This is a genomic window from Streptosporangium sp. NPDC005286, from assembly GCF_040607515.1.
GTDB lineage: Bacteria > Actinomycetota > Actinomycetes > Streptosporangiales > Streptosporangiaceae > Streptosporangium.
In genome coordinates, this window is sequence record NZ_JBEXGU010000112.1 from 12,657 (window position 1) to 31,104 (window position 18,448).

General features: G+C 72.7%; 16 protein-coding genes and 1 pseudogene. 6 read left to right on the forward strand and 11 right to left on the reverse strand.

The window, feature by feature from the left end:
- The first annotated feature begins 60 nt into the window (after window positions 1-60).
- Entirely contained in the window at window positions 61-1,530 is a 1,470-nt protein-coding gene (locus ABZU75_RS31470; protein ID WP_355562052.1) for an LCP family protein, read from the forward strand.
- Between the two features lie 24 nt (window positions 1,531-1,554).
- On the opposite strand, the gene ABZU75_RS31475 is transcribed toward ABZU75_RS31470, so the two are convergent.
- The 3 genes from ABZU75_RS31475 to ABZU75_RS31485 all read right to left on the reverse strand — a co-directional run bounded on the left by ABZU75_RS31475 (window position 1,555) and on the right by ABZU75_RS31485 (window position 4,729).
- Window positions 1,555-2,568, reverse strand: coding sequence for an enolase C-terminal domain-like protein (locus ABZU75_RS31475; protein ID WP_355562054.1), 1,014 nt, complete (start codon window positions 2,566-2,568; stop codon window positions 1,555-1,557).
- 235 nt (window positions 2,569-2,803) lie between these two features.
- Window positions 2,804-4,174 carry an MFS transporter gene (locus tag ABZU75_RS31480; protein WP_355562057.1) on the reverse strand — a complete coding sequence of 457 codons (1,371 nt, stop codon included), beginning with the start codon at window positions 4,172-4,174 and terminating at the stop codon, window positions 2,804-2,806.
- A gap of 48 nt (window positions 4,175-4,222) precedes the next feature.
- Window positions 4,223-4,729: a TetR/AcrR family transcriptional regulator C-terminal domain-containing protein gene (locus ABZU75_RS31485; RefSeq protein WP_355562059.1), complete on the reverse strand. Its 507-nt coding sequence runs from the start codon at window positions 4,727-4,729 to the stop codon at window positions 4,223-4,225.
- Between the two features lie 34 nt (window positions 4,730-4,763).
- Here ABZU75_RS31485 and ABZU75_RS31490 point away from each other — a divergent pair, with 34 nt between their 5' ends.
- Both ABZU75_RS31490 and nhaA read left to right on the forward strand, forming a co-directional pair.
- A complete protein-coding gene (locus tag ABZU75_RS31490; protein ID WP_355562062.1) occupies window positions 4,764-4,895 on the forward strand; it encodes a hypothetical protein in 132 nt (43 codons plus the stop codon).
- Between the two features lie 132 nt (window positions 4,896-5,027).
- Window positions 5,028-6,344 carry a Na+/H+ antiporter NhaA gene (gene nhaA / locus ABZU75_RS31495; RefSeq protein WP_355562065.1) on the forward strand — a complete coding sequence of 439 codons (1,317 nt, stop codon included), beginning with the start codon at window positions 5,028-5,030 and terminating at the stop codon, window positions 6,342-6,344.
- 221 nt (window positions 6,345-6,565) lie between these two features.
- Here nhaA and ABZU75_RS31500 read toward each other — a convergent pair whose 3' ends face one another.
- The 6 genes from ABZU75_RS31500 to ABZU75_RS31525 form a co-directional block, all read right to left on the reverse strand.
- Window positions 6,566-7,720 (reverse strand): VWA domain-containing protein, encoded by a 1,155-nt coding sequence (locus tag ABZU75_RS31500; RefSeq protein ID WP_350916407.1) that lies wholly within the window; start codon window positions 7,718-7,720, stop codon window positions 6,566-6,568.
- Complete coding sequence (locus tag ABZU75_RS31505; protein ID WP_355562070.1) at window positions 7,713-10,250, reverse strand: DUF5682 family protein; 2,538 nt, start codon at window positions 10,248-10,250, stop codon at window positions 7,713-7,715. The genes ABZU75_RS31500 and ABZU75_RS31505 overlap by 8 nt, the downstream gene beginning before the upstream one ends.
- 252 nt (window positions 10,251-10,502) lie before the next feature.
- Window positions 10,503-11,570 (reverse strand): AAA family ATPase, encoded by a 1,068-nt coding sequence (locus ABZU75_RS31510; protein WP_343980120.1) that lies wholly within the window; start codon window positions 11,568-11,570, stop codon window positions 10,503-10,505.
- Complete coding sequence (locus ABZU75_RS31515) at window positions 11,567-12,994, reverse strand: DUF5691 domain-containing protein (RefSeq protein WP_355562074.1); 1,428 nt, start codon at window positions 12,992-12,994, stop codon at window positions 11,567-11,569. The genes ABZU75_RS31510 and ABZU75_RS31515 overlap by 4 nt, the downstream gene beginning before the upstream one ends.
- On the reverse strand, window positions 12,991-14,343 hold the full coding sequence (locus ABZU75_RS31520; protein ID WP_355562077.1) for an SWIM zinc finger family protein: 1,353 nt from the start codon (window positions 14,341-14,343) through the stop codon (window positions 12,991-12,993). The genes ABZU75_RS31515 and ABZU75_RS31520 overlap by 4 nt, the downstream gene beginning before the upstream one ends.
- Window positions 14,344-14,405: 62 nt before the next feature.
- Window positions 14,406-14,549 carry a hypothetical protein gene (locus tag ABZU75_RS31525; RefSeq protein ID WP_355562080.1) on the reverse strand — a complete coding sequence of 48 codons (144 nt, stop codon included), beginning with the start codon at window positions 14,547-14,549 and terminating at the stop codon, window positions 14,406-14,408.
- Between the two features lie 50 nt (window positions 14,550-14,599).
- Between ABZU75_RS31525 and ABZU75_RS31530 the strand changes: the two genes are divergently transcribed.
- Together ABZU75_RS31530 and ABZU75_RS31535 are read left to right on the forward strand one after the other, a co-directional pair.
- Window positions 14,600-15,031: a cupin domain-containing protein gene (locus ABZU75_RS31530; RefSeq protein WP_350916394.1), complete on the forward strand. Its 432-nt coding sequence runs from the start codon at window positions 14,600-14,602 to the stop codon at window positions 15,029-15,031.
- Window positions 15,032-15,087: 56 nt separating this feature from the next.
- Window positions 15,088-16,623, forward strand: coding sequence for an aldehyde dehydrogenase family protein (locus ABZU75_RS31535; RefSeq protein WP_355562083.1), 1,536 nt, complete (start codon window positions 15,088-15,090; stop codon window positions 16,621-16,623).
- A gap of 79 nt (window positions 16,624-16,702) precedes the next feature.
- On the opposite strand, the gene ABZU75_RS31540 is transcribed toward ABZU75_RS31535, so the two are convergent.
- Window positions 16,703-17,194 (reverse strand): hypothetical protein, encoded by a 492-nt coding sequence (locus ABZU75_RS31540; protein ID WP_355562086.1) that lies wholly within the window; start codon window positions 17,192-17,194, stop codon window positions 16,703-16,705.
- A 158-nt stretch (window positions 17,195-17,352) separates the two neighbouring features.
- Here ABZU75_RS31540 and ABZU75_RS31545 point away from each other — a divergent pair, with 158 nt between their 5' ends.
- On the forward strand, window positions 17,353-18,159 hold the full coding sequence (locus ABZU75_RS31545) for a methyltransferase domain-containing protein (RefSeq protein ID WP_355562089.1): 807 nt from the start codon (window positions 17,353-17,355) through the stop codon (window positions 18,157-18,159).
- Window positions 18,160-18,222: 63 nt separating this feature from the next.
- On the opposite strand, the pseudogene ABZU75_RS31550 reads toward ABZU75_RS31545, so the two are convergent.
- Window positions 18,223-18,448 (reverse strand): annotated as a pseudogene (locus ABZU75_RS31550) (zinc carboxypeptidase); the annotation flags it as partial.

Consider the following 18,448-nt stretch of genomic DNA (forward strand, 5'->3'; position numbering starts at 1 on the left):
CCCCCTACCATCTCCCTGCGGCGGTCAAGTCCGAGTCGAGCGCGAGGAAACGGGGAGCAATTGCGGGACAGATCAAAGCCGCCCGGCGTCGGTGCGGTCATCGGCTGGACGGCGCTGGCCGCCATCGCCCCGGGCGCCGCGCATCTGCGCGCCGGATGGCGAAGGACCGGGCTGGCGCTGCTGTGCGCGTACGCGGCGCTGCTGCTGGCCCTGCTCTGGGTCGCGCTCACCTCCGACCTCGGTGACCTCGCCGGGCAGTTGGTCTCCTCCTCCTGGCTGACCGGCGTCACGGTGGCCTCCCTGGCGCTCGGCGTCGCCTGGTTCGTCCTGGTCGTGCACTCGTTCGTGGTGATGAACCCCGGCACGCTGCCCGGCGCCGGGCAGGCGGTCGCCGGGGTCCTGGCGGGAACGCTCGCGGTGGCCGTACTGCTGCCGTTCGGCCTCCTCGGGCAGTACGCGGCGGTCTCGCAGTCGGCACTGGACGACGTCTTCAGTGCCCCACCCACTTCACGCCCCACCAGCGGCGGGGGTAGCGAGGACGACCTGTGGGCGAGCCGCGACCGGGTGAACATCCTGCTGCTCGGCGGGGACGCCGACACCCACCGGGTGGGCGTGCGGACCGACAGCATCAACGTGGCCAGCGTGGACGTCAAAACCGGCAACACCGTGCTGCTGAGCCTGCCGCGCAACCTGGAGAACGTCCGCTTCGTCCCCGGCTCCCCCATGGCGAGGCGCTTCCCCGACGGATTCAGGCTCCCGGCCAACCCGGACGGCTCGCGCGAGGACCTGCTCTTCGCCGTCTGGGAGTACGCCGACGCGCACCCGGAGATCTTCGGGGGCCGCGAGAGGCAGGGAGCGAAGACGCTCATCGACACGGTCGGCTACACGCTGGGCCTGAAGATCGACTGGTATGCCCTGGCCAACATGTGGGGCTTCGCCCGGCTGATCGACGCGATCGGCGGCGTGACGGTGACCGTGCCCCAGGACGTGGTCTTCGGCAAGTACGACGAGGGCCTGGTCAAGGCGGGTACCCGCAAGCTGCGCGGCGCCGACGCGATGTGGTTCGCCCGCTCGCGCACCAACAGCGACGACTACACCCGGATGGGACGCCAGCGGTGCGTGCTGGGCGCCCTGCTCTCCCAGGCGGACCCGGCGACCGTGCTGTCGCGGTTCAACCAGGTCGCACTGGCCACCAAGGAACTGCTGCGGACCGATATCCCGCGCCCGATGCTGGAGCACCTGGTCCCGCTGGCGCTGAAGGTCAAGAACGCGAAGGTGACCAGCGTCCAGTTCGTCCCGCCGCTGATCAACACCGGCTACCCCGACTGGAGCAAGATCCGCACGGTCACCGCGAAGGCCCTGCACTCCTCGGCCGTCACCAGGCGTCCCCTCACCGCCACAGCGGCCCCCACAGCGGCCCCCACGGCCACCCCCCAGGCCACGACCTCCCGCACGCCCCTCCCCAAGGCGAGCACCACGGCGAAGCCGGACCCGACCGCTCCCAAGGGCATCACCGAAGGCTGCGGCTGAGCAGGGCCGGCCGGGAACGTCGCGCTAGGCCGAGTACGACTCCTTGGCCAGGCGGCGGACCCGGGCCTCGTCGATGCGGTGGCCCAGGCCCGGCTGGGTGAGTGGCACGGCCACCACGCCGCCGGAGGCGCCGACCGGCGGGTCGACGATCTGCGCGCTGCGCGGCGGTTCGGCCACGTCGCAGGGCAGGGTGCAGCCGGGCAGGCTGGCGGCGGCGACGGTGGCCGCGCGGGCCAGCCCGGTGCCCCGGCCTCCGGCGCAGGCGATCTCCCATCCGGCGCGCACCACACGGTCGTGCACCCGCCGCACCTCGCGCAGGGAGCCCAGGGCCGATGGGCGGAGCAGCAGCGCCCTGCCCGCCCTCGCGGCGATCGCCTCGCCCAGTTCCGCGGCCGAGGCGACCTCGAGCAGGACCGGGGCGGCGACGCGCTGCTGCAGGTCGGCGTGGTCGGCCAGACCGGCGGGACCGGCGAAGGGGCGTTCGATGGCGGAGAGCGTGTAGGCGTCCAGCGCCTCAAGGGCGGCGACGTCGCGGTAGGCGCCGCGGGCGTCCACACTGATGCCCAGCGCGGGGTACGCCTGGCGGACGGCGCGCAGCGGCTCGATGTCCCAGCCGGGATGGACGTCCAGGGTGACGTGGGCGTACCCGGCGCAGACATGCCGGTTCACCCGGGCGACCAGGCTCTCCAGGTTGCGGTCGGCGCCGATCCTGACGGTGGCCATGAGGGAGGTACGGGTACCGCCCAGCGCGTGGGCCAGCGGCACTCCGCGCATCCTCGCCCACAGGTCCCAGCAGGCCATGTCGGCGGCGGATCCGCCGGGGACGGCGCCGAGCTCGTCGGGGTGCTCCCAGTCGACGCCGATCAGCGCCTGCGCGAGCCCCTCCTCCAGCGCGACCCAGGTCTTGGGGTCGGCGTCGACGACCTCGCCCCACCCGGTCATGCCCCCGTAGTCGGTGAGCCGGACGAGGATGCTCTCCGGCCGCCTGCCGTACGGCAGGACCAGCCGGAACACCTCAAGCTCACGGACACGCGGCATGACCCCTCCTTGACCTCTCCGAACCCGGGGAATTCAAGCTCCTAAAACACGAATCCCGCCCGAAGGCGGGACTCCTCTCAACACCACCGGGAACGGCGTTCTTCCATGGTGCCACGGCGACCCGCGAATGCCTCCTGCTTGTGAGGGTGGGTTTTGGTCCAGTTTTTCCGATATTTCCGGCGCTTTCGGCGCGGAGAGAACTCAGGTCGGGTAAGGGGGCAGCCCCAGGAAGAGCTCAGCCCCGGACAGAGGCGTCGGCTCTGACCCGGGCGCCGACCAGGATTCCGGTGGTCGCCATCAACGCCGCCAGCCCGAAACAGAGCAGGTAGGCGACGGCCGAGGCGCCCAGTGCCGCCAGGAGCGCGCCGGCGACCGCGACGGAGACGACCGTGTACACCGACTCCGCGACCCCCAGCGACGCGCTGTTCTCCCCCTCCTCCCCCGGGGGTGACAGCTCCAGGACGAGTACCGACAGCGTCGGGTACACGATGCCCATGCCGAGCCCCAGGACGATCTCCCCGAGGAAGGCGGCGGCGACCGGGACGACGGCGAAGACCGTCAGGCCCATCAGCACGAGTCCCGCGGCGATCAGCGCCGAGCCGCAGCGCAGCACCAGTGCCCGGTCGAAACTCCGGCGGCCCACGACCCACGAGCCGAACGACCAGCTCAGCGCGCCACCGGTCAGGGTGAGCCCGGCCATGGTCAGCGACAGGCCGCGCTCCTGGTTGAGCATCAGCGGCAGGAACGCCTCCCCGCCGATGGCCGCGCCCGCCGCGATGCCCCGCAGTGAGATCACCGAGGGCAGGCCCCTGGCCGCGCGCAGGGTTCCCTCGGGGAGCAGCCGGGGCAGCGCCGCGACCAGCGTGGCCAGACCGACGACGAGCAGGACGAACCCGGCGCCGCGCGCCGCGCCCCCGTACTGCATCAGTGCCGCGCCGACCGCGACGAGCACCGCCCAGCCCAGCCGTCGCGCGATCGAGGAGCGCGGACCGGTCTGCGGCCGGTCCGACATGGGCGCGGCGGCCAGCCCGCGCCAGAGCAGCAACGCCGCGGGGAGGAGGAGCACCGTCACGCCGATGAAGACCCAGCGCCAGCCCGCGTACTCCACCACGAGGCCGGTGATCACCGGCCCGACCATGGAGGGCACCACCCAGGCCGTCGCGAAGATCGAGAACACCCGGGGGTGCGTCTCGGCCGGGTAGACCCGCGAGACCAGCACGTACATCGCGACCTGGAAGACGCCTCCGCCGAAGCCCTGCACGAAACGGCCCACGACGAACACGTCCATCGTCGGCGCCGCCCCGGCCACGACCAGCCCGGCGGCGAAGAGCGCCACACCGGCCCAGAGCGGCGCCATCGGCCCCCTGACGTCGCCCCACCGCCCACCCAGCACCGTCGCGATCACCCCGGCCGCCATCGCCCCGCTGAACGCCAGCCCGTACAGCGCGTGACCGTCCAACTCGTCGGCCACGACCGGCATGGCGGTGGCCACCGCCAGGTACTCGAAGGCGACCAGGGAGATGAGCGCCACCATCCCGACGGTCAGGGCACGGTGCCGCGGGGCGAATATCCCGGCAGCACGCTTTTCGCCCGTCATGGTAATCATGGGCCGACGGTACGCCCGGCGCCCCGCCCCTGACATCGGGCTTCCGCGTCAGTCCTTGGTCGTAGGACCGGCGTCCCGGATGTGTGAGACCAGACCTCCCAGCAGCAGGTCGAGCCCGAACTCGAACCGCTCCGTGCCGTTGGCGTCCATCAGGTCGTCGATCCTGGCGACGAGGTTGGGGAACCGGTCGGTTGGCAGACCCCGGTAGAACGTGGCGATCTGGCCGAAGAACTCGCTCATGAACTCCCCCAGCTCCTTGCCGCTGCCGCGCTGCCGGTTGGCGTAGAGAGAGCCCTCGTAGGCGTCCGAGCAGACGTACAGGCCGAGACGGTCGATCATCATGGCGGCGGCCTTGGGCGGCACCCCGCCCGCGAGCATGATGGCCAGCTGTCCCTCGGCCACCCGCAGCCCGTTGGGGCCGGTCGGGATGGTGGCCAGGCCGACCCTGGCGATGTCGGCGTGGGCCCTGAACACCCGGAAGGCCTGCATGACCAGCTCCCTGATCTGCTCAAGCCAGCGCTCGGGATCGGGCTCGGGCACCCGGATCTCACTCATGACCTCGTCGTAGATCAGCTCAAGCAGTTCATCCTTGTGGGACTGGAGCTTCGAGGACTCGATGCTCCTGACGATCTGGGTCGCGGTGGGCCTGCTCGTCGCCACCTTCGTCGCCGCCTTCCTGCTCCCCCTGCGGGCCCGGGACGAGCAGGACACCGCGCACTGACCCGCCGCCCGTTCCCGTGGCCTGCCGGTATGCCATGGGATCGGGCGGCGGCACCCCGCGGGTACAGTGGCCGGTGGTGCGCCGGGAAGTCTGGTCGGCAGTGGCTGACCCGACCCCGAAAACGGAGCGCTGATGACCAAGACCCCACCTGGCACGTCCCGCCTGCTCGGCCTGGGCTCGTGGCCCGAGGCCCGTCGCATCGCCGGCATCCTCCGCGAGGAGACCGTCGGCGGAGCGCTGCTGCTGGCCGGTGCGGTGGCCGCCATGATCTGGGCGAACTCCCCGTGGTCGGGCGCCTACGAGGCGCTGCGTGCCTTCAGGATCGGCCCGGCGGCGCTGCACCTGGACCTGAGCCTGGCGACCTGGGCCGCCGACGGGCTGCTGGCGATCTTCTTCTTCGTGGCCGGCCTGGAGCTGAAGCGCGAGTTCGTCGCCGGTGACCTGCGCCAGGTGCGACGGGCCGCGGTGCCGGTCGCGGCCGCACTCGGCGGGGTGATCGTCCCGGCCGTGCTGTACCTGCTGCTCACCCTCGGCTCCGGTGCCGGTTCCGGCGCGGCGCGGGGCTGGGCGATCCCGACGGCCACCGACATCGCGTTCGCCCTGGCCGTGCTCGCGGTCATCGGCCGGTATCTCCCCACCGCGCTGCGCACCTTCCTGCTCACCCTGGCCGTGGTCGACGACCTGGTGGCCATCATCATCATCGCCCTCTTCTACACCGAGCACCTGTCGGTGCTGCCGCTGCTGGGCGCGCTGCTGCCACTGGCGGTCTTCGCCATGCTGGTACAGCGCCGGGTACGCGCCTGGTGGCTGCTGCTGCCACTGGCCGCCGCCACCTGGACGCTGATGCACGCCTCGGGCGTACACGCCACCGTCGCCGGCGTGCTGCTGGCCTTCACCGTGCCGGTCCTGCGCAGCGAGCGCGCCGGTGGCCCGGAGGCCGGGCCCGGCCTGGCCGAGCACTTCGAACACCGCCTGCGGCCGATCTCGGCCGGGGTGGCCGTGCCGGTGTTCGCGTTCATGTCGGCCGGGGTGAGCCTCGGCGGCCTGAGCGGTCTGGCCGGCGCCCTGAGCGACCCGGTCGCGGTGGGCGTGGTCGTGGGCCTCGTGGCGGGCAAGCCCATTGGGATCATGCTCGCGACCTGGCTGGTGGCCCGCTTCACCCACGCCCACCTGGACGAGGGGCTGGCCTGGGTGGACGTGGCCGGGCTGGCCATCCTGGCCGGTATCGGATTCACCGTCTCCCTGCTCATCGGGGAGTTGGCCTTCGGCGCCGGCAGCGAGCGTGACGCCCACGTCAAGGTGGCGGTCCTGACCGGCTCCCTGATCGCGGCGCTGGCCGCGACGGTGATCCTTCGCCTGCGCAACCGCGTCTACCGGCGCATCCACGAGGCCGAAACCGTCGACCGCGACCACGACGGCATCCCCGACGTCTACCAGGAACGTTCCTGAGAGGCCGGGAAGCCTGCTGAGCACGGCGGAGAACCATGGCTCGACGTGCCGCCGGGAGGCCACCGGGCGGAGAACCGTCCGAGACGGCCGCGTGACCGGCCCCGCCTGCGACGGCGGCTGATCCGTCGCCGGGTCGAGGTGCCGCCTTCGGTCCGAGTTCGGCCCCTGACGTCCTGGAGAAGGTGGGCCCCCGTGGCCTTGCCTCCTTCACCAGGACGGGATCAGGTGGCGGTGCGCTCCAGTCGGCGCTCGGCCCACTGGCCGATGTCGCGGCGCTCGATCGCCGCGGCCATCAGGTCGGGAAAGGCGTCGGGGGTGCAGGCGAAGGCGGGCACCCCCATGGCCGCGAGCGCCGCGGCGTTGTCGTGGTCGTAGAAGGGCGCGCCCTCGTCGGAGAGCGCGAGCAGCACGATCACCTGGACGCCCGCCGCGGTCATCTGGGCGACCCTGCGGAGCATCTCCTGCCGCACGCCGCCCTCGTAGAGGTCGCTGATCAGGATGAAGATCGAATCGTTGGGGCGGGTGATGAGGCCCTGGCAGTAGGCGATGGCCCGGTTGATGTCGGTGCCACCGCCGAGCTGGGTACCGAACAGCAGCTCGACCGGGTCGTGGAGCTGGTCGGTGAGGTCGACGACCGCCGTGTCGAAGACGACCAGCGAGGTCTTCAGCGAGCGCATCGAGGCGAGCACCGCGCCGAACACACTGGAGTAGACGACGGAGGCGGCCATCGATCCACTCTGGTCGATGCAGAGCACCACCTCTCGCTGGACCGCCCGCTGCCTCCTGCCGTATCCGACCAGCCTGGACGGGATCACGGTGTTGCGCTCCGGCAGGTAGTTCCTCAGGTTGGCGCGGATCGTGCGATCCCAGTCGATGTCGGCGACCCGCCTGGGCCGGTGGGTCCTGGCCGAGCGGTCCAGAGCGCCGGTCACGGCGGCCTTCGTCTTCTGAACCAGCCGCCGCTCCAACTCGGAGACGACCTTGCCGACCAGCGCCCTGGCCGACTCCCGCGCCTTCTCCGGCATCACCCGGTTGAGCGACAGCAGGGTGCCGACCATGTGCACGTCCGGCTCGACGGCCTCCAGCATCTCCGGCTCCATCAGCAGCCGGGTCAGGTTCAGCCGCTCGACGGCGTCCTTCTGCATGACCTGGACGACGGTCGAGGGGAAGTAGGACCGGATGTCGCCCAGCCAGCGCGCCACCCTGGGCGCGGAGGCGCCCAGGCCACCGCTCCGCTCGGCCGCCCCCGCACCGGCGCCGTCGTACAGCGCGGCCAGTGCCCCGTCCATCTGGGCGTCGGTTCCGGCGAGCGAGCATCCGGTGCCGTCGGCGTCACCGCCCAGGACCATCCGCCAGCGGCGCAACCGCTCATCCATCGCTGCTCCCCGTCCTTCCCAGAATCGCCAGCACGGTCCGCACGGCCGCCGCCGCGCGTTCCTCGTCGAACTCCTCCGCGTCCGGTGCCCGATCCGCGCCGCCAGAGCCGAGAGAGCGGACGCGCGAGCCGATCGAACGCCGCTCAGGGGCGGCGAAGGCGCCGAACGTCCTGCGGAGCAGGGGCAGCACGTCGACGAAGGTCTCCGGGGCGAGTCCGGTGAGCCACTCGTCGACCAGCCCGAGCAGCCGGGAGTCGTGGACGAGCAGCAGCCCGCCCCCGGAAAGGAACCCCTCGATCCAGGACGCCGCCCTGGCCGGCGGGTGCCCCGCCGACATCGCCAGCGACATCCGGCGGCCCGCCTCGGCCGTGTCGAGGTCGGCCGCGTCCAGCAGGATCCTGGTGAGCCGGCCCTCGATGAGCCCGTGCAGGTCGCTGCGGCCGGAAGCCCCGCGCAACGCCACCAGCCACCGTCCCTGCGGAGACTCCTCCTCGGGGCGGGCAGCGCCTCCTGAGGTTTCGGTGCTCCTCGCCTCCTTCGCACCCGCCGGACCCTCCAGGCCCACGGAACCGGCGGAGGCGCCCGGATCCCCCGAAGCCCCCGTCTCCCGTGAACCACCGAAGACGCCAGGACCGGCGGGCACGGCTTCGAGCAGGGAGACGGCGGTGTGGACGGCGTCGATGTGACGGATCAGGTCACGGGCGGCGTCGTCGTCGAGGCCGGTGACGGCGCCACCGAGGCCGACGCAGATCCTGGTGAGCATCGCCCAGGCGATGGCGGTCAGGCCGGTGGCGGGGGTGCCGCGCACGTCGCCGTATCGCTGGGCGCGGACCATCGCCGGGAGCGCCGCCATCAGGTGCGTGACGTCGCCGTCGAGCGCGGCCCGCGCCGACAGGGCGTCGAGCACGTGCGGCAGCGCCTCCGGCAGGTCGGCGAGCAGGCAGTGCTCCACCAGGCCGGTGAGCCCGGCCAGCGTGACGCCTCCGGGCGCCCCGCCGCCGGACGGCCCCCCGGTCCCGGCCGCACCGCCTCCCCGGCCCGGCATCCCCGAGCCGGGGGTCCCGCCGGACGCCCCGGCCCCGTCGGCGAGGTCGCGGACGCGGGCGGCGGCCGCGGCCGGGACGGTCGTGCCCCAGGAACTCGCCTCGATCAGGTCGATGTCGAACTCGGGCCGCCAGGTGAGCGACCACGACTCGCGGAAGGTGCCCTTGCTCCGGCTCTCCTGGGGAGTGCCCCAGCCGACGCCGAGCAGGCGGAGCCTGTGCAGCAGCCTGCTGCGCTCCAGGTCGAGGGGTTTGCGCAGGTCGAGGTCGTACTCACGGTCGAGCGCCTCGGGCTTGAGCCTCACCCGCCGCTGCTCCTCGCGCAGGTGGCGCTGGAGGGGGACCATCGGGGTGCTGTCCGGCACCTGGCCGAGCCGCTCCCCCACGACCATGCGCCGCTGGATCAGCTCCACCGGCAGGTCGTCGCCCTCGCACAGCACCGCCCTGACCGCCTCGGTGACCTCCGCCAGCCCGGCCAGGGGCCGTCCCCTGAGTACGGCCAGGCCTTCGGCGAGCCGGACCGCCTCGATGACGTGGGCGGAGGAGACCGGCAGGTCCTCCTCACGGAGCACCCCGGCCGCCCCGGTCAGCCACCGTTCGACGGGGCGGTCCGGGGAGGCGAACAGATGGTGGTACCAGCCGGGGGAGGTCACACCCGCGCCGTACCCGCTCCAGGAGGCCAGCCGCCCGTACGTCCACGGCACCCAGGTGATCTCGGCCCTGACCTTGGGCAGCCCTCTGAGCAGCGCGTCGTCGGCCTTCACGGTGGGCAGCCCGGCTCCCCAGGGCGCCCCCGCACCCGCCGTGCCCGCCAGCGCGGGGACGTGCCAGGCTCCGCAGACCACGGCGATCCGCTCGAAGCCGTCCCGGATCGCCCTGCGGATCGTGCGCCGCATGAAGGCCTCGCGCCGCGCCTCGTACTCGTCGGCGACGTGTCCCTCGCGGACCGCCTCCACGGCCTGGGCGATCATGTGGAACGGGGTGTCGCCGCGGTGCTCGACGGCGTCCTCCCACCACCGCTCCGGGTCGTCGTATCCGGCGGCGCGGGCGAGGGCCCCGATCGGATCGACCTGTACGGCGTCATCCGCCGTTTCACGATGGAAGCCGGGAACACCCGTGTCCGGCTCCTCTCCTGGCCGCGGCCCGGCGTCGCCGGTCGCGCCGGGGCGGGAGGCGAGGCTGTGCGCGGCCGGCAGGTCGCAGAAGCGGACCGGGATGCCCGCCCCGACGGCGTGGCGGAGCGCCTGCCACTCGGGGGAGAACACCGCGAACGGCCAGAACGCGGCGGTGGACGGCTCGCCCGGCACGTGGGCGAGGAGCGCCACCGGTGGCTGGAGGTCGGGGTCACGGGCCAGCTCGACCAGCTCGTCCGCCTCGGGCGGGCCCTCGATGAGCACGATGTCCGGCTTGAGGCGGTCAAGCTCGTCGCACAGGGACCGTGCCGACCCGGGTCCGTGGTGCCGGATCCCCAGCACGGAAACGCTCATCGTTGCCCCCTGACCGGTGAGGAAGCCGTCTCACCGACCGGTGGCACCGGCGACGTGACGCGATGGCGACCGCGCGGGGTGGCCGCGGGCGTGCCACCCGATACGGGACCGAGGCCAGGTGAGGAAGCCGCCTCACCGACCGGCGGCATGGCGCGATGGCGACCGCGCGGCCTGATCACCGGTGTGCCACCCGATACGGGACCGGAGCCCGGGACGGAGATCGGGAGCGGCCCCCTCCCGGGGATCACCGCCTCAGCCCGCGTCACGGCAGGCCCGGTAGAAGTCGCGCCAGTCCTGGCGCTCGCGCACCACGGTCTCCAGGTACTCGCGCCAGACGACACGGTCGGAGACCGGGTCCTGGATCACCGCGCCGGCGATGCCCGCGGCCACGTCGGAGGGGCGGAGCACCCCGTCGCCGAAGTGCGCGGCCAGCGCGATGCCGTTGGTGAGGACGGAGATGGCCTCGGCGGTGCTGAGCGTGCCGCTGGGGGACTTGACCTTGGTGCGGCCGTCCTCGGTGACGCCGGTGCGCAGCTCCCGGAAGACCGTGACGACGCGGCGGATCTCCTCCAGCCCGGTGAGGGTCTCGGGCAGTTCCAGGGAGCGGCCGAGCTGGCCGACCCTGCGGGAGACGATGTCCACCTCCTCCTCGGCGGTGGCGGGCACCGGCAGCACGACCGTGTTGAACCGGCGGCGCAGTGCGCTCGACAGGTCGTTGACGCCGCGGTCACGGTCGTTGGCGGTGGCGATGATGTTGAAACCGCGCTCGGCCTGCACCTCCCGGTTGAGCTCGGGAATCGGCAGCGTCTTCTCCGACAGCACGGTGATCAGCGCGTCCTGGACGTCGGAGGGCATCCGGGTCAGCTCCTCCACCCGGGCCAGCCGCCCCTCGGCCATCGCCCGCATCACCGGGCTCGGCGTGAGCGCCTCCATGGACGGCCCCTCGGCCAGCAGCCTGGCGTAGTTCCAGCCGTAGCGGATGGCCTCCTCCGCGGTGCCCGCCGTGCCCTGCACGAGGAGTGTGGAGTCACCGCTGATCGCGGCGGCCAGGTGCTCCGAGAGCCAGGTCTTGGCGGTGCCGGGCACGCCGAGCAGCAGCAGCGCGCGGTCGGTGGCGAGTGTCGCCACGGCCACCTCGACGATGCGCCGCGGCCCGATGTACTTGGGGGTGATCTGGTCGCCGTCACCGAGGATGTAGGTGGTCACCGCCCAGGGCGACAGTTTCCAGCCCGGCGGGCGGACCCGGTCGTCGCCCTTGGCCAGGACCGCCAGTTCCTCGGCGTACTGGTCTTCGGCGTGGGCCCGCAGAACCGTTGTCACTGTGTGAGCTCCTTCAACATGTCGTCACGGAAACGCAGGAGGGCGGCGACCTCCTGGATGGACGGCTCCGCTGAGAGCCGCCCGGCCATGTCGTGCAGTGCCGGATCGATGCGCTCACCGGCGAGCTTGGTCAGCTCGCCGAGGTTCCACGGCTGGGTGCCGGACACATCGATGATCTTCTGGAGGACCGCCGTGGCCAGGGCCGGACCCCACGGGGCCGCGGCCCCGCCGAGAACCATGATCAGTTGGCCGTCCAGGCCGTGCCGCCGTACGAAGTCGGCCGCGACGATCTCCTGCCTGTCGCGGGGCAGCGCGGCCAGCAGGTCGGCGATCGGGTCCCAGGCGAAGAGCTCCAGCGCCCACTCCGGGTCACCCTGGAGAACGGCGGCCCTGACCCAACCGGCCATGACCTCGCGGTTCCAGTCGACGATCTTCATGCGGACCAGCTCCCCGGGCGACCGGCCGAGCAGCCGGGGCCAGACGCCCAGCGGGGTGCGGGCCACGGCCTGCTGCAGCCACCAGCCCCGCTCGCCCGTCCCCCGGGGCGCCTTCGCCCGGATGCCGTCGCGCTCCATGGCGCTGTCGCAGGCCACCGGCGGGTCGACGTGGATCTCACCGCCGGCGACGGTGACATACCGGGCGACGCGCTCCGCCATGCGCAGGGCCAGGCGCGATCCGGGGAGCCGGGTGAGCAGGTCGGCCGCCTGGTGGCGGACCTCGCGGCGGCGGTCGTCGAGCGCGGACTCCAGGAACGGCTCGTCCTCAAGCGACAACCCCGTGGTGAGAGCCTCCAGGAACGCCGCCCTGTCGTCGGGGTTCTCCTTCTCCCAGGTGGCGGCGAGCAGTTCCCTGGCCCTCGCCGGATCGGCCGCCCGCAACTCGCCCAGATGGACGCGACGGTCACCCGAGGTGCCGAACTCCCAGACCTGCGAGGTCGGCCCAGAGTCGGTCACGGGGCCGGTCACGGCCACTCCCGTGACCTCCTCAAGCAGGAAACCCCACGCCGGGTTCAGCCCCGCCAGCCAGCGCCCCCGGTTGCCCGCCAGGACGCCGAGATACGGCCGGATCGACCTGTCCCTGACCGCGTGGTCGAGAAGCTCGGGCAGCAGGTGGGGCGAGAGGCGGTAGCCACGCCCGGCCGCGGTCTCCAGCCACTCGGTGAGCAGTCTCGGCTGCTCACCACCGAGAACGCGGGCAAGCCGGTCGCCCGCGGCGCGCGAGACCTCCGGCTGCTCCTCGGGCGCCGCGAGACTCGGCGGCTCGCCCGGGGCGACCGGCCGCCGCCCCGCGCGCATCCGCAGCGTGTGCACGGCCGCGCGCCCGAGCAGCTCGACCTCGCTCGCCCCCTCCCCGGGCAGCGGGCGCCGGTCGGTCCCGACGAGCGCGGTGGACACCAGTTCCTCCCAGTCGGCGGAGGCGTTCACAGGGCGATCACCCGGCCTTCCTCATCCCAGGTCGTGAGGGGGCGCAGGCCCCTCGGGGTCCATTCGGCGGCGACGGTCAGCGGATGGCCGCCCGAGGTGGCGACCAGCCGCCACGGGGTTCCCGCGGACGGGTGGAGCGGCAGCCCGCCGGAGGGCCCGGCCAGGAGCCGCGAACCACTCCCCGCGGGGGTCACCCCCTCCAGCACGAGCGGCCAGGAGTCGAGCCAGGGGTCGCCCGCCAGAGCCTCGGCCACCTCGTCCAGTGCCCGCTCGATGCTCTGGCCGGGCGGCGGGCCGGCCGGGGCGGCGTCGTGCCGGGCGGCGACCACCGCGCGCAGCGGAGTCGAGCCGGGGTAGAACGCCAGGTCGGCGTCCATGGTCGTGCCGGTGACGAGCGAGGCGTCGAGAGCCTGTCCGACCGGTGCGAACGAGAGCACCAGTGCCGCCCTGCCCGTCTTGCGCCCGCGCAGCCAGACCCGGCGCGCGATCAGCCGGTCGTGCTCCTCGTCGCGCCGTCCCAGCACGTCCCACAGGTCGCGGACGACCTCCCCCGCGAGCACCTCCTCCTTCGTCACCGAGAAACCGACCCGGTCGCGCACCCTTTCCAGGAGCCCCGCGGGCACGACCTCCGGCACACCCCCGGGGCCGTCACCGGTCCCTTCGCCGGCCGGAGCCGCGAGGTTGCGGTGGGCCACGCAGAGCAGGTGCAGCAGCGCGTACTCGCTGAGCAGGCGGGCGGGCCAGTCATCGCCGTCCAGCACGACAGGCAGGCGCGACAGCGAGCCCGCGACGGCGGGCGCCTGGGCGTCGATCAGGCGCTTGACCAGGTCGTCCCACTGGTCGTGACGCCGTGACCCGGCGAGGCCCTGCCTGACCTGGTCGGCGAGCCAGCGCTCCAGATCCGACAGACCGGCGCTCACGCGCTGTTCGCGCAGCGCGGCCCGGCGGCCGTCGGCGGGAGCCGCCTCGGCAGACCTGGCGGCGCGGGTCGCCCCGGCCTCCACCGCCCTGGCCGCGCGGTCGCGCCGCCCGTCGAGCCACTCACCCACCCAGTCGGCGACCTCCTCCGCGGCGGGGACACCGTCGGCCGACCACAGGAGCAGCAGGCCGAGAGCATGCTTGCACGGGAACTTCCTGCTGGGGCAGGTGCATCGGTAGGCGGGCTCGGACAGGTCGACGCAGGCCCGGTAGGGCTTGGAGCCGCTGCCCGCGCACTCGCCCCACACCGCGTCGGCGGTGACTCCGGTCCCCGACCACTTTCTGGGGGAGGAAATTGTCCCGGCCGCTTTCTGGGACGAGGCGTCGGGCGCGAGCGCCAGCACCTGATCCCGGTTCCACCGTTCGATCACGGACCGAACCTAGCCAACCCCTCCGACAAATCCGGACCACTCACCCCGCAGGACGATCTCCGTCACCCCGGTGACTCCCGCACCGATCGGCAGCCCTCGTCGCGCCCGGTACGCGCGCCCGCCCCGCCGACCGTCCAGACGGCTTCCGCCGCGGGGACGCCCGCACCGTCCGGCACCCCCCACGTCGGCAATACGTCGGCGCGCACACGAACCTCATACGGTCCGTCCGAGGAGCCGGGTCCCTAGAATCGGTGCGATGACGACCTCTTCCCGTCCTCCGCTCGCCGAGACCCTGGACCTGCTGCCGCACCCCGAGGGTGGCTGGTTCCGCGAGACCTGGAGAACCTCCGTCGACCTCACCCCGCCCGGGTACACCGGAGCACGGGCCACCGCGACGGGGATCTACTTCCTGCTGGGGCCCGGCGAGGAGTCGCGCCCGCACGTGGTCGCCTCCGACGAGGTGTGGCTCTGGCACCGGGGCGGCCCGCTGACACTGGTCCTCGGCGGCCACGAGGGCCAGCCCACCCACTCCGTGACCCTGGGTCCGCTGGTGGAGGAGGGCCAGGTCCCGCAGGCGGTGGTGCCCGGCGGCACCTGGCAGGCCGCCCGCCCCGCCGGGGACGAGGCCGTGCTGGTGAGCTGTGTCGTGTCCCCGGGTTTCGACTTCGCCGACTTCCGGCTGATGTGACGGCCTCGTCCTTCGCGGGGAGAATGCGGTCACAGGTCCATACCGGGAGGTCGAAGGTGACCAGCGAGATCGTCTCCGTCATCGGCGGAAAAGAAGCGTCCAACGGCACCGCCTACGAGTCGGTCAACCCGGCTCGCCTGAACGAGGTGGTCGCGCGGGTCCGGCTGGCGGACGCGAGCACGTTCTCCTCCGCGTGCCGCACGGCCACCGCGGCCCAGCGGGAGTGGTCTCGGGTCCCCGCGCCCGTCCGGGGGCGGGTGATCGCCTCGATCGGGCGGCTGGTGGAGGCCAACGCCGAGGAACTGGCCCGCCTGGTCACCCGCGAGATCGGCAAGCCGTACGCCGAGGCGCTGGGCGAGGTACGCGAGATCGTCGACACCTGTGACTTCTTCCTCGGCGAGGGCAGGCGGCTGTACGGGCAGACGGTTCCCTCGGAGATGCCGGACAAGAACCTGTTCACCTTCCGGGTCCCCGTGGGAGTGGCCGCGGTGATCACGGCGGGAAACTTCCCGGTCGCGGTGCCGTCGTGGTACCTGGTCCCGGCGCTGCTGTGCGGCAACGCGGTGGTGTGGAAGCCCGCCGAGTACGCGGCGGCCTCCGCGCACGCGCTCTACCGGCTGTTCACGGCGGCCGGGCTGCCCGACGGCGTGCTGAACCTGGTCCTCGCCGACGGCGCCACGACGTTCGAGGGCCTGGAGTCGGCGCTGGCCGAGGGCACGGTGCACAAGGTCGGGTTCACCGGATCCACCGCGGTGGGCCGCGCCGTCGGCGAGCTGTGCGGGCGCCACCTGCAGTCCCCCTGCCTGGAGCTGGGCGGCAAGAACCCGATGGTGGTCATGCCGGACGCCGACCTGGACCTGGCCGTGGAGGGCGCGCTGTTCGCGGGCTTCGGCACCGCCGGGCAGCGTTGCACGTCACTCGGCACGGTGATCGTGCACGAGAGCGTCCACGAGGAGTTCCTCCGCCGGTACGCGCGCGCCGTGGCGGAGGCGGCGATCGGCGACCCCGCCGAGGACGTGCTCTGCGGCCCGCTGCTCGAGGAGAGGTTCGCCTCGCGCTACGAGGAGTACCTGGGCTGGATCCAGCCGCACCACACCGTCGTCTCCGGTCCCACCGGCCGCATCACCCCGGACAACCCACGCGCCGGCTTCACCGGGGAGGGCGGCCTCTACTACCACCCGGTGGTCGTGGACGGCGTCCGCCCCGGCGACCGGCTCTTCCTTGAGGAGACCTTCGGCCCCATCGTCGGCGTGACCGCCTTCAGCACGCTGGAGGAGGCCGTCGAGTTGGCCAACCTTCCCGGCTACGGGCTCTCCTCCTCCATCTACACCACCGACCCGAAGTCGGCGTTCCACTTCCGCGCCGGCATCGGCGCGGGCATGGTGAGCGTCAACAACTCCACCTCCGGCGCGGAGGCTCACCTGCCCTTCGGCGGCAACGGCAGATCCGGCAACGGCAGCCGCCAGTCGGGGGTGTGGGTTCTCGACCAGTTCACCCGCTGGCAGGCGATGAACTGGGACTACTCGGGCAGGCTACAGAAGGCCCAGATGGACGTCGCCGAGATCGTCCCCGACCTGGACTTCCACCTCTGACGCCCAGTGACGTCTGGTGACGCCCGGTGACCACCGGACCCCGCCGCGCGGCGGGGTCCGGTGGTTCGTGGCGGCGGGTTCAGTGGTGGGGAATCACGTGTTCGAAGAGCTCGAAGCTGGTGAAGAGCAGGAACGCGGCCACGATGAGGGAGTACAGCAGGGCCGGCTGCGGCACGCGGCGACGCGGCCGGGGCTCGGCGGGCGAGACACCGGCTCCCAGCGCGGGGACCGGGGTCGGGCCGGGGCCTGGGGCGAGGCCGGGGGCCGGGGCGGGGCCGGGGGTGAAGGCGGCGGCGGGGAACGGGGTGCCGTTCTGGGGGTGCGCGCCCACCGGGAAGACGCGGACACCGTCACAGCCGCAGGCGGGGCAGCTCAGTCCCGACCAGGGCGGCTGGACCATGACGCCCGACCTCAGCCAGAGCACGACGTCGTGTCCGTGCCCGTCGGTCAGGTGACGGACGAGGTACTCCTCCTGCCAGAGGTGCCCGCAGCGCGTGCACCCCAGTGGCCAGGTCTCGTGAGCGCTGAACTCCTCGTGCACGAGGACCACCCCCATTGTGTCAGCGAACATCCCATCTGAGTGTGGGCGCCCTCCCTCGTTACAGCAAGCGATGAAAAGGTGCGAAATCTGTTACGGCCACACAATGAGACCATATAATGAGACGATTCTTCTTGAAATATGAGATTCCTGCTACGGTCGGGACCGACGGACAGAAGGAGAGGTCTCCCATGACAGGCAAGGACGCCGTCTACACGCACGGACACCACGAGTCGGTGCTCAGGTCCCACCGGTGGCGTACCGCGGAGAACTCGGCGGCCCACCTCCTGCCGTACCTGAGAGCGGGCATGACGCTGCTGGACGTGGGCTGCGGGCCCGGCACCATCACCGCCGACCTGGCGGAGCATGTCGCGCCCGGCACGGTCACCGCGGCCGAGATCAGCGAGGAGGCGCTCGGCCTGGCCCGCGCGGAGGTGGAGCGGCGCGGGCACTCCGGCGTCGAGTTCTCCGTGGCGGACGTGCACGAGCTGCGCTTTCCCGACGACACCTTCGACGTCGTCCACGCCCACCAGGTGCTCCAGCACGTCGGCGATCCCGTGCTGGCGCTGCGCGAGATGCGGCGGGTCTGCAGGCCGGGCGGGATCGTCGCGGTACGCGACAGTGACTACACCGCGTTCACCTGGTTTCCCGAGATGCCCGAACTGGACGAGTGGCTGGACCTCTACCTGAGATTGGCCAGGGCCAACGGCGGCGAGCCCGACGCGGGGCGGCGACTGCTTTCCTGGGCGCACGCGGCGGGGTTCACCGACGTCTCGGCCACCTCCTCGACCTGGTGCTTCGCCACACCCGAGGACCGCGCCTGGTGGGGCGGCATGTGGGCCGAGCGGATCCTGAAGTCCGACATGGCCCGCCAGGCCCTCGCCTCGGGCAGCACCGAGGAGGACCTGCGCCGCCTCTCGGAGGGCTGGCGCGCCTGGGCAGGGGAGCGGGACGGCTGGCTGTCGCTGCTCCACGGCGAGCTGATCTGCCGCGTCTGACCGGCACCGAGCCCACCGGTGAAGGGCTCGGGGCGCCCTCGGCGAAGGCGCCCCGGCGGAGGATCAGGGTTGCTGGGTGATCTTGACGTTGTCGATGCCGGCCTCCACCAGCGAGGCACCCGAGGCGTCGGCGGCCTCGATCAGGATGCGGACCGTCTGGCCCGCGAAGGCGGAGAGGTCGGCCGTGGCGACCGCCCAGGCGCCGTTGCGGTTGGCGGCCGCGCCGAGCTGCTGGAACACCTGGGTGGTGGTGGAGCCGACGACCTTCACCCGCAGGAAGTCGGCGGTG

Excerpts from the sequence above, each read along its gene's own strand:
- ABZU75_RS31475 (WP_355562054.1), bottom strand. The coding sequence starts at position 2,568 with ATGCCGCGTGTCCGTGAGCTTGAGGTGTTCCGGCTGGTCCTGCCGTAC.
- ABZU75_RS31505 (WP_355562070.1), bottom strand. The coding sequence starts at position 10,250 with ATGAGCGTTTCCGTGCTGGGGATCCGGCACCACGGACCCGGGTCGGCA.
- ABZU75_RS31480 (WP_355562057.1), bottom strand. The coding sequence starts at position 4,174 with ATGATTACCATGACGGGCGAAAAGCGTGCTGCCGGGATATTCGCCCCG.
- ABZU75_RS31485 (WP_355562059.1), bottom strand. The coding sequence starts at position 4,729 with ATGAGTGAGATCCGGGTGCCCGAGCCCGATCCCGAGCGCTGGCTTGAG.
- ABZU75_RS31500 (WP_350916407.1), bottom strand. The coding sequence starts at position 7,720 with ATGGATGAGCGGTTGCGCCGCTGGCGGATGGTCCTGGGCGGTGACGCC.
- ABZU75_RS31530 (WP_350916394.1), top strand. The coding sequence starts at position 14,600 with ATGACGACCTCTTCCCGTCCTCCGCTCGCCGAGACCCTGGACCTGCTG.
- ABZU75_RS31540 (WP_355562086.1), bottom strand. The coding sequence starts at position 17,194 with ATGTTCGCTGACACAATGGGGGTGGTCCTCGTGCACGAGGAGTTCAGC.
- ABZU75_RS31545 (WP_355562089.1), top strand. The coding sequence starts at position 17,353 with ATGACAGGCAAGGACGCCGTCTACACGCACGGACACCACGAGTCGGTG.
- nhaA (WP_355562065.1), top strand. The coding sequence starts at position 5,028 with ATGACCAAGACCCCACCTGGCACGTCCCGCCTGCTCGGCCTGGGCTCG.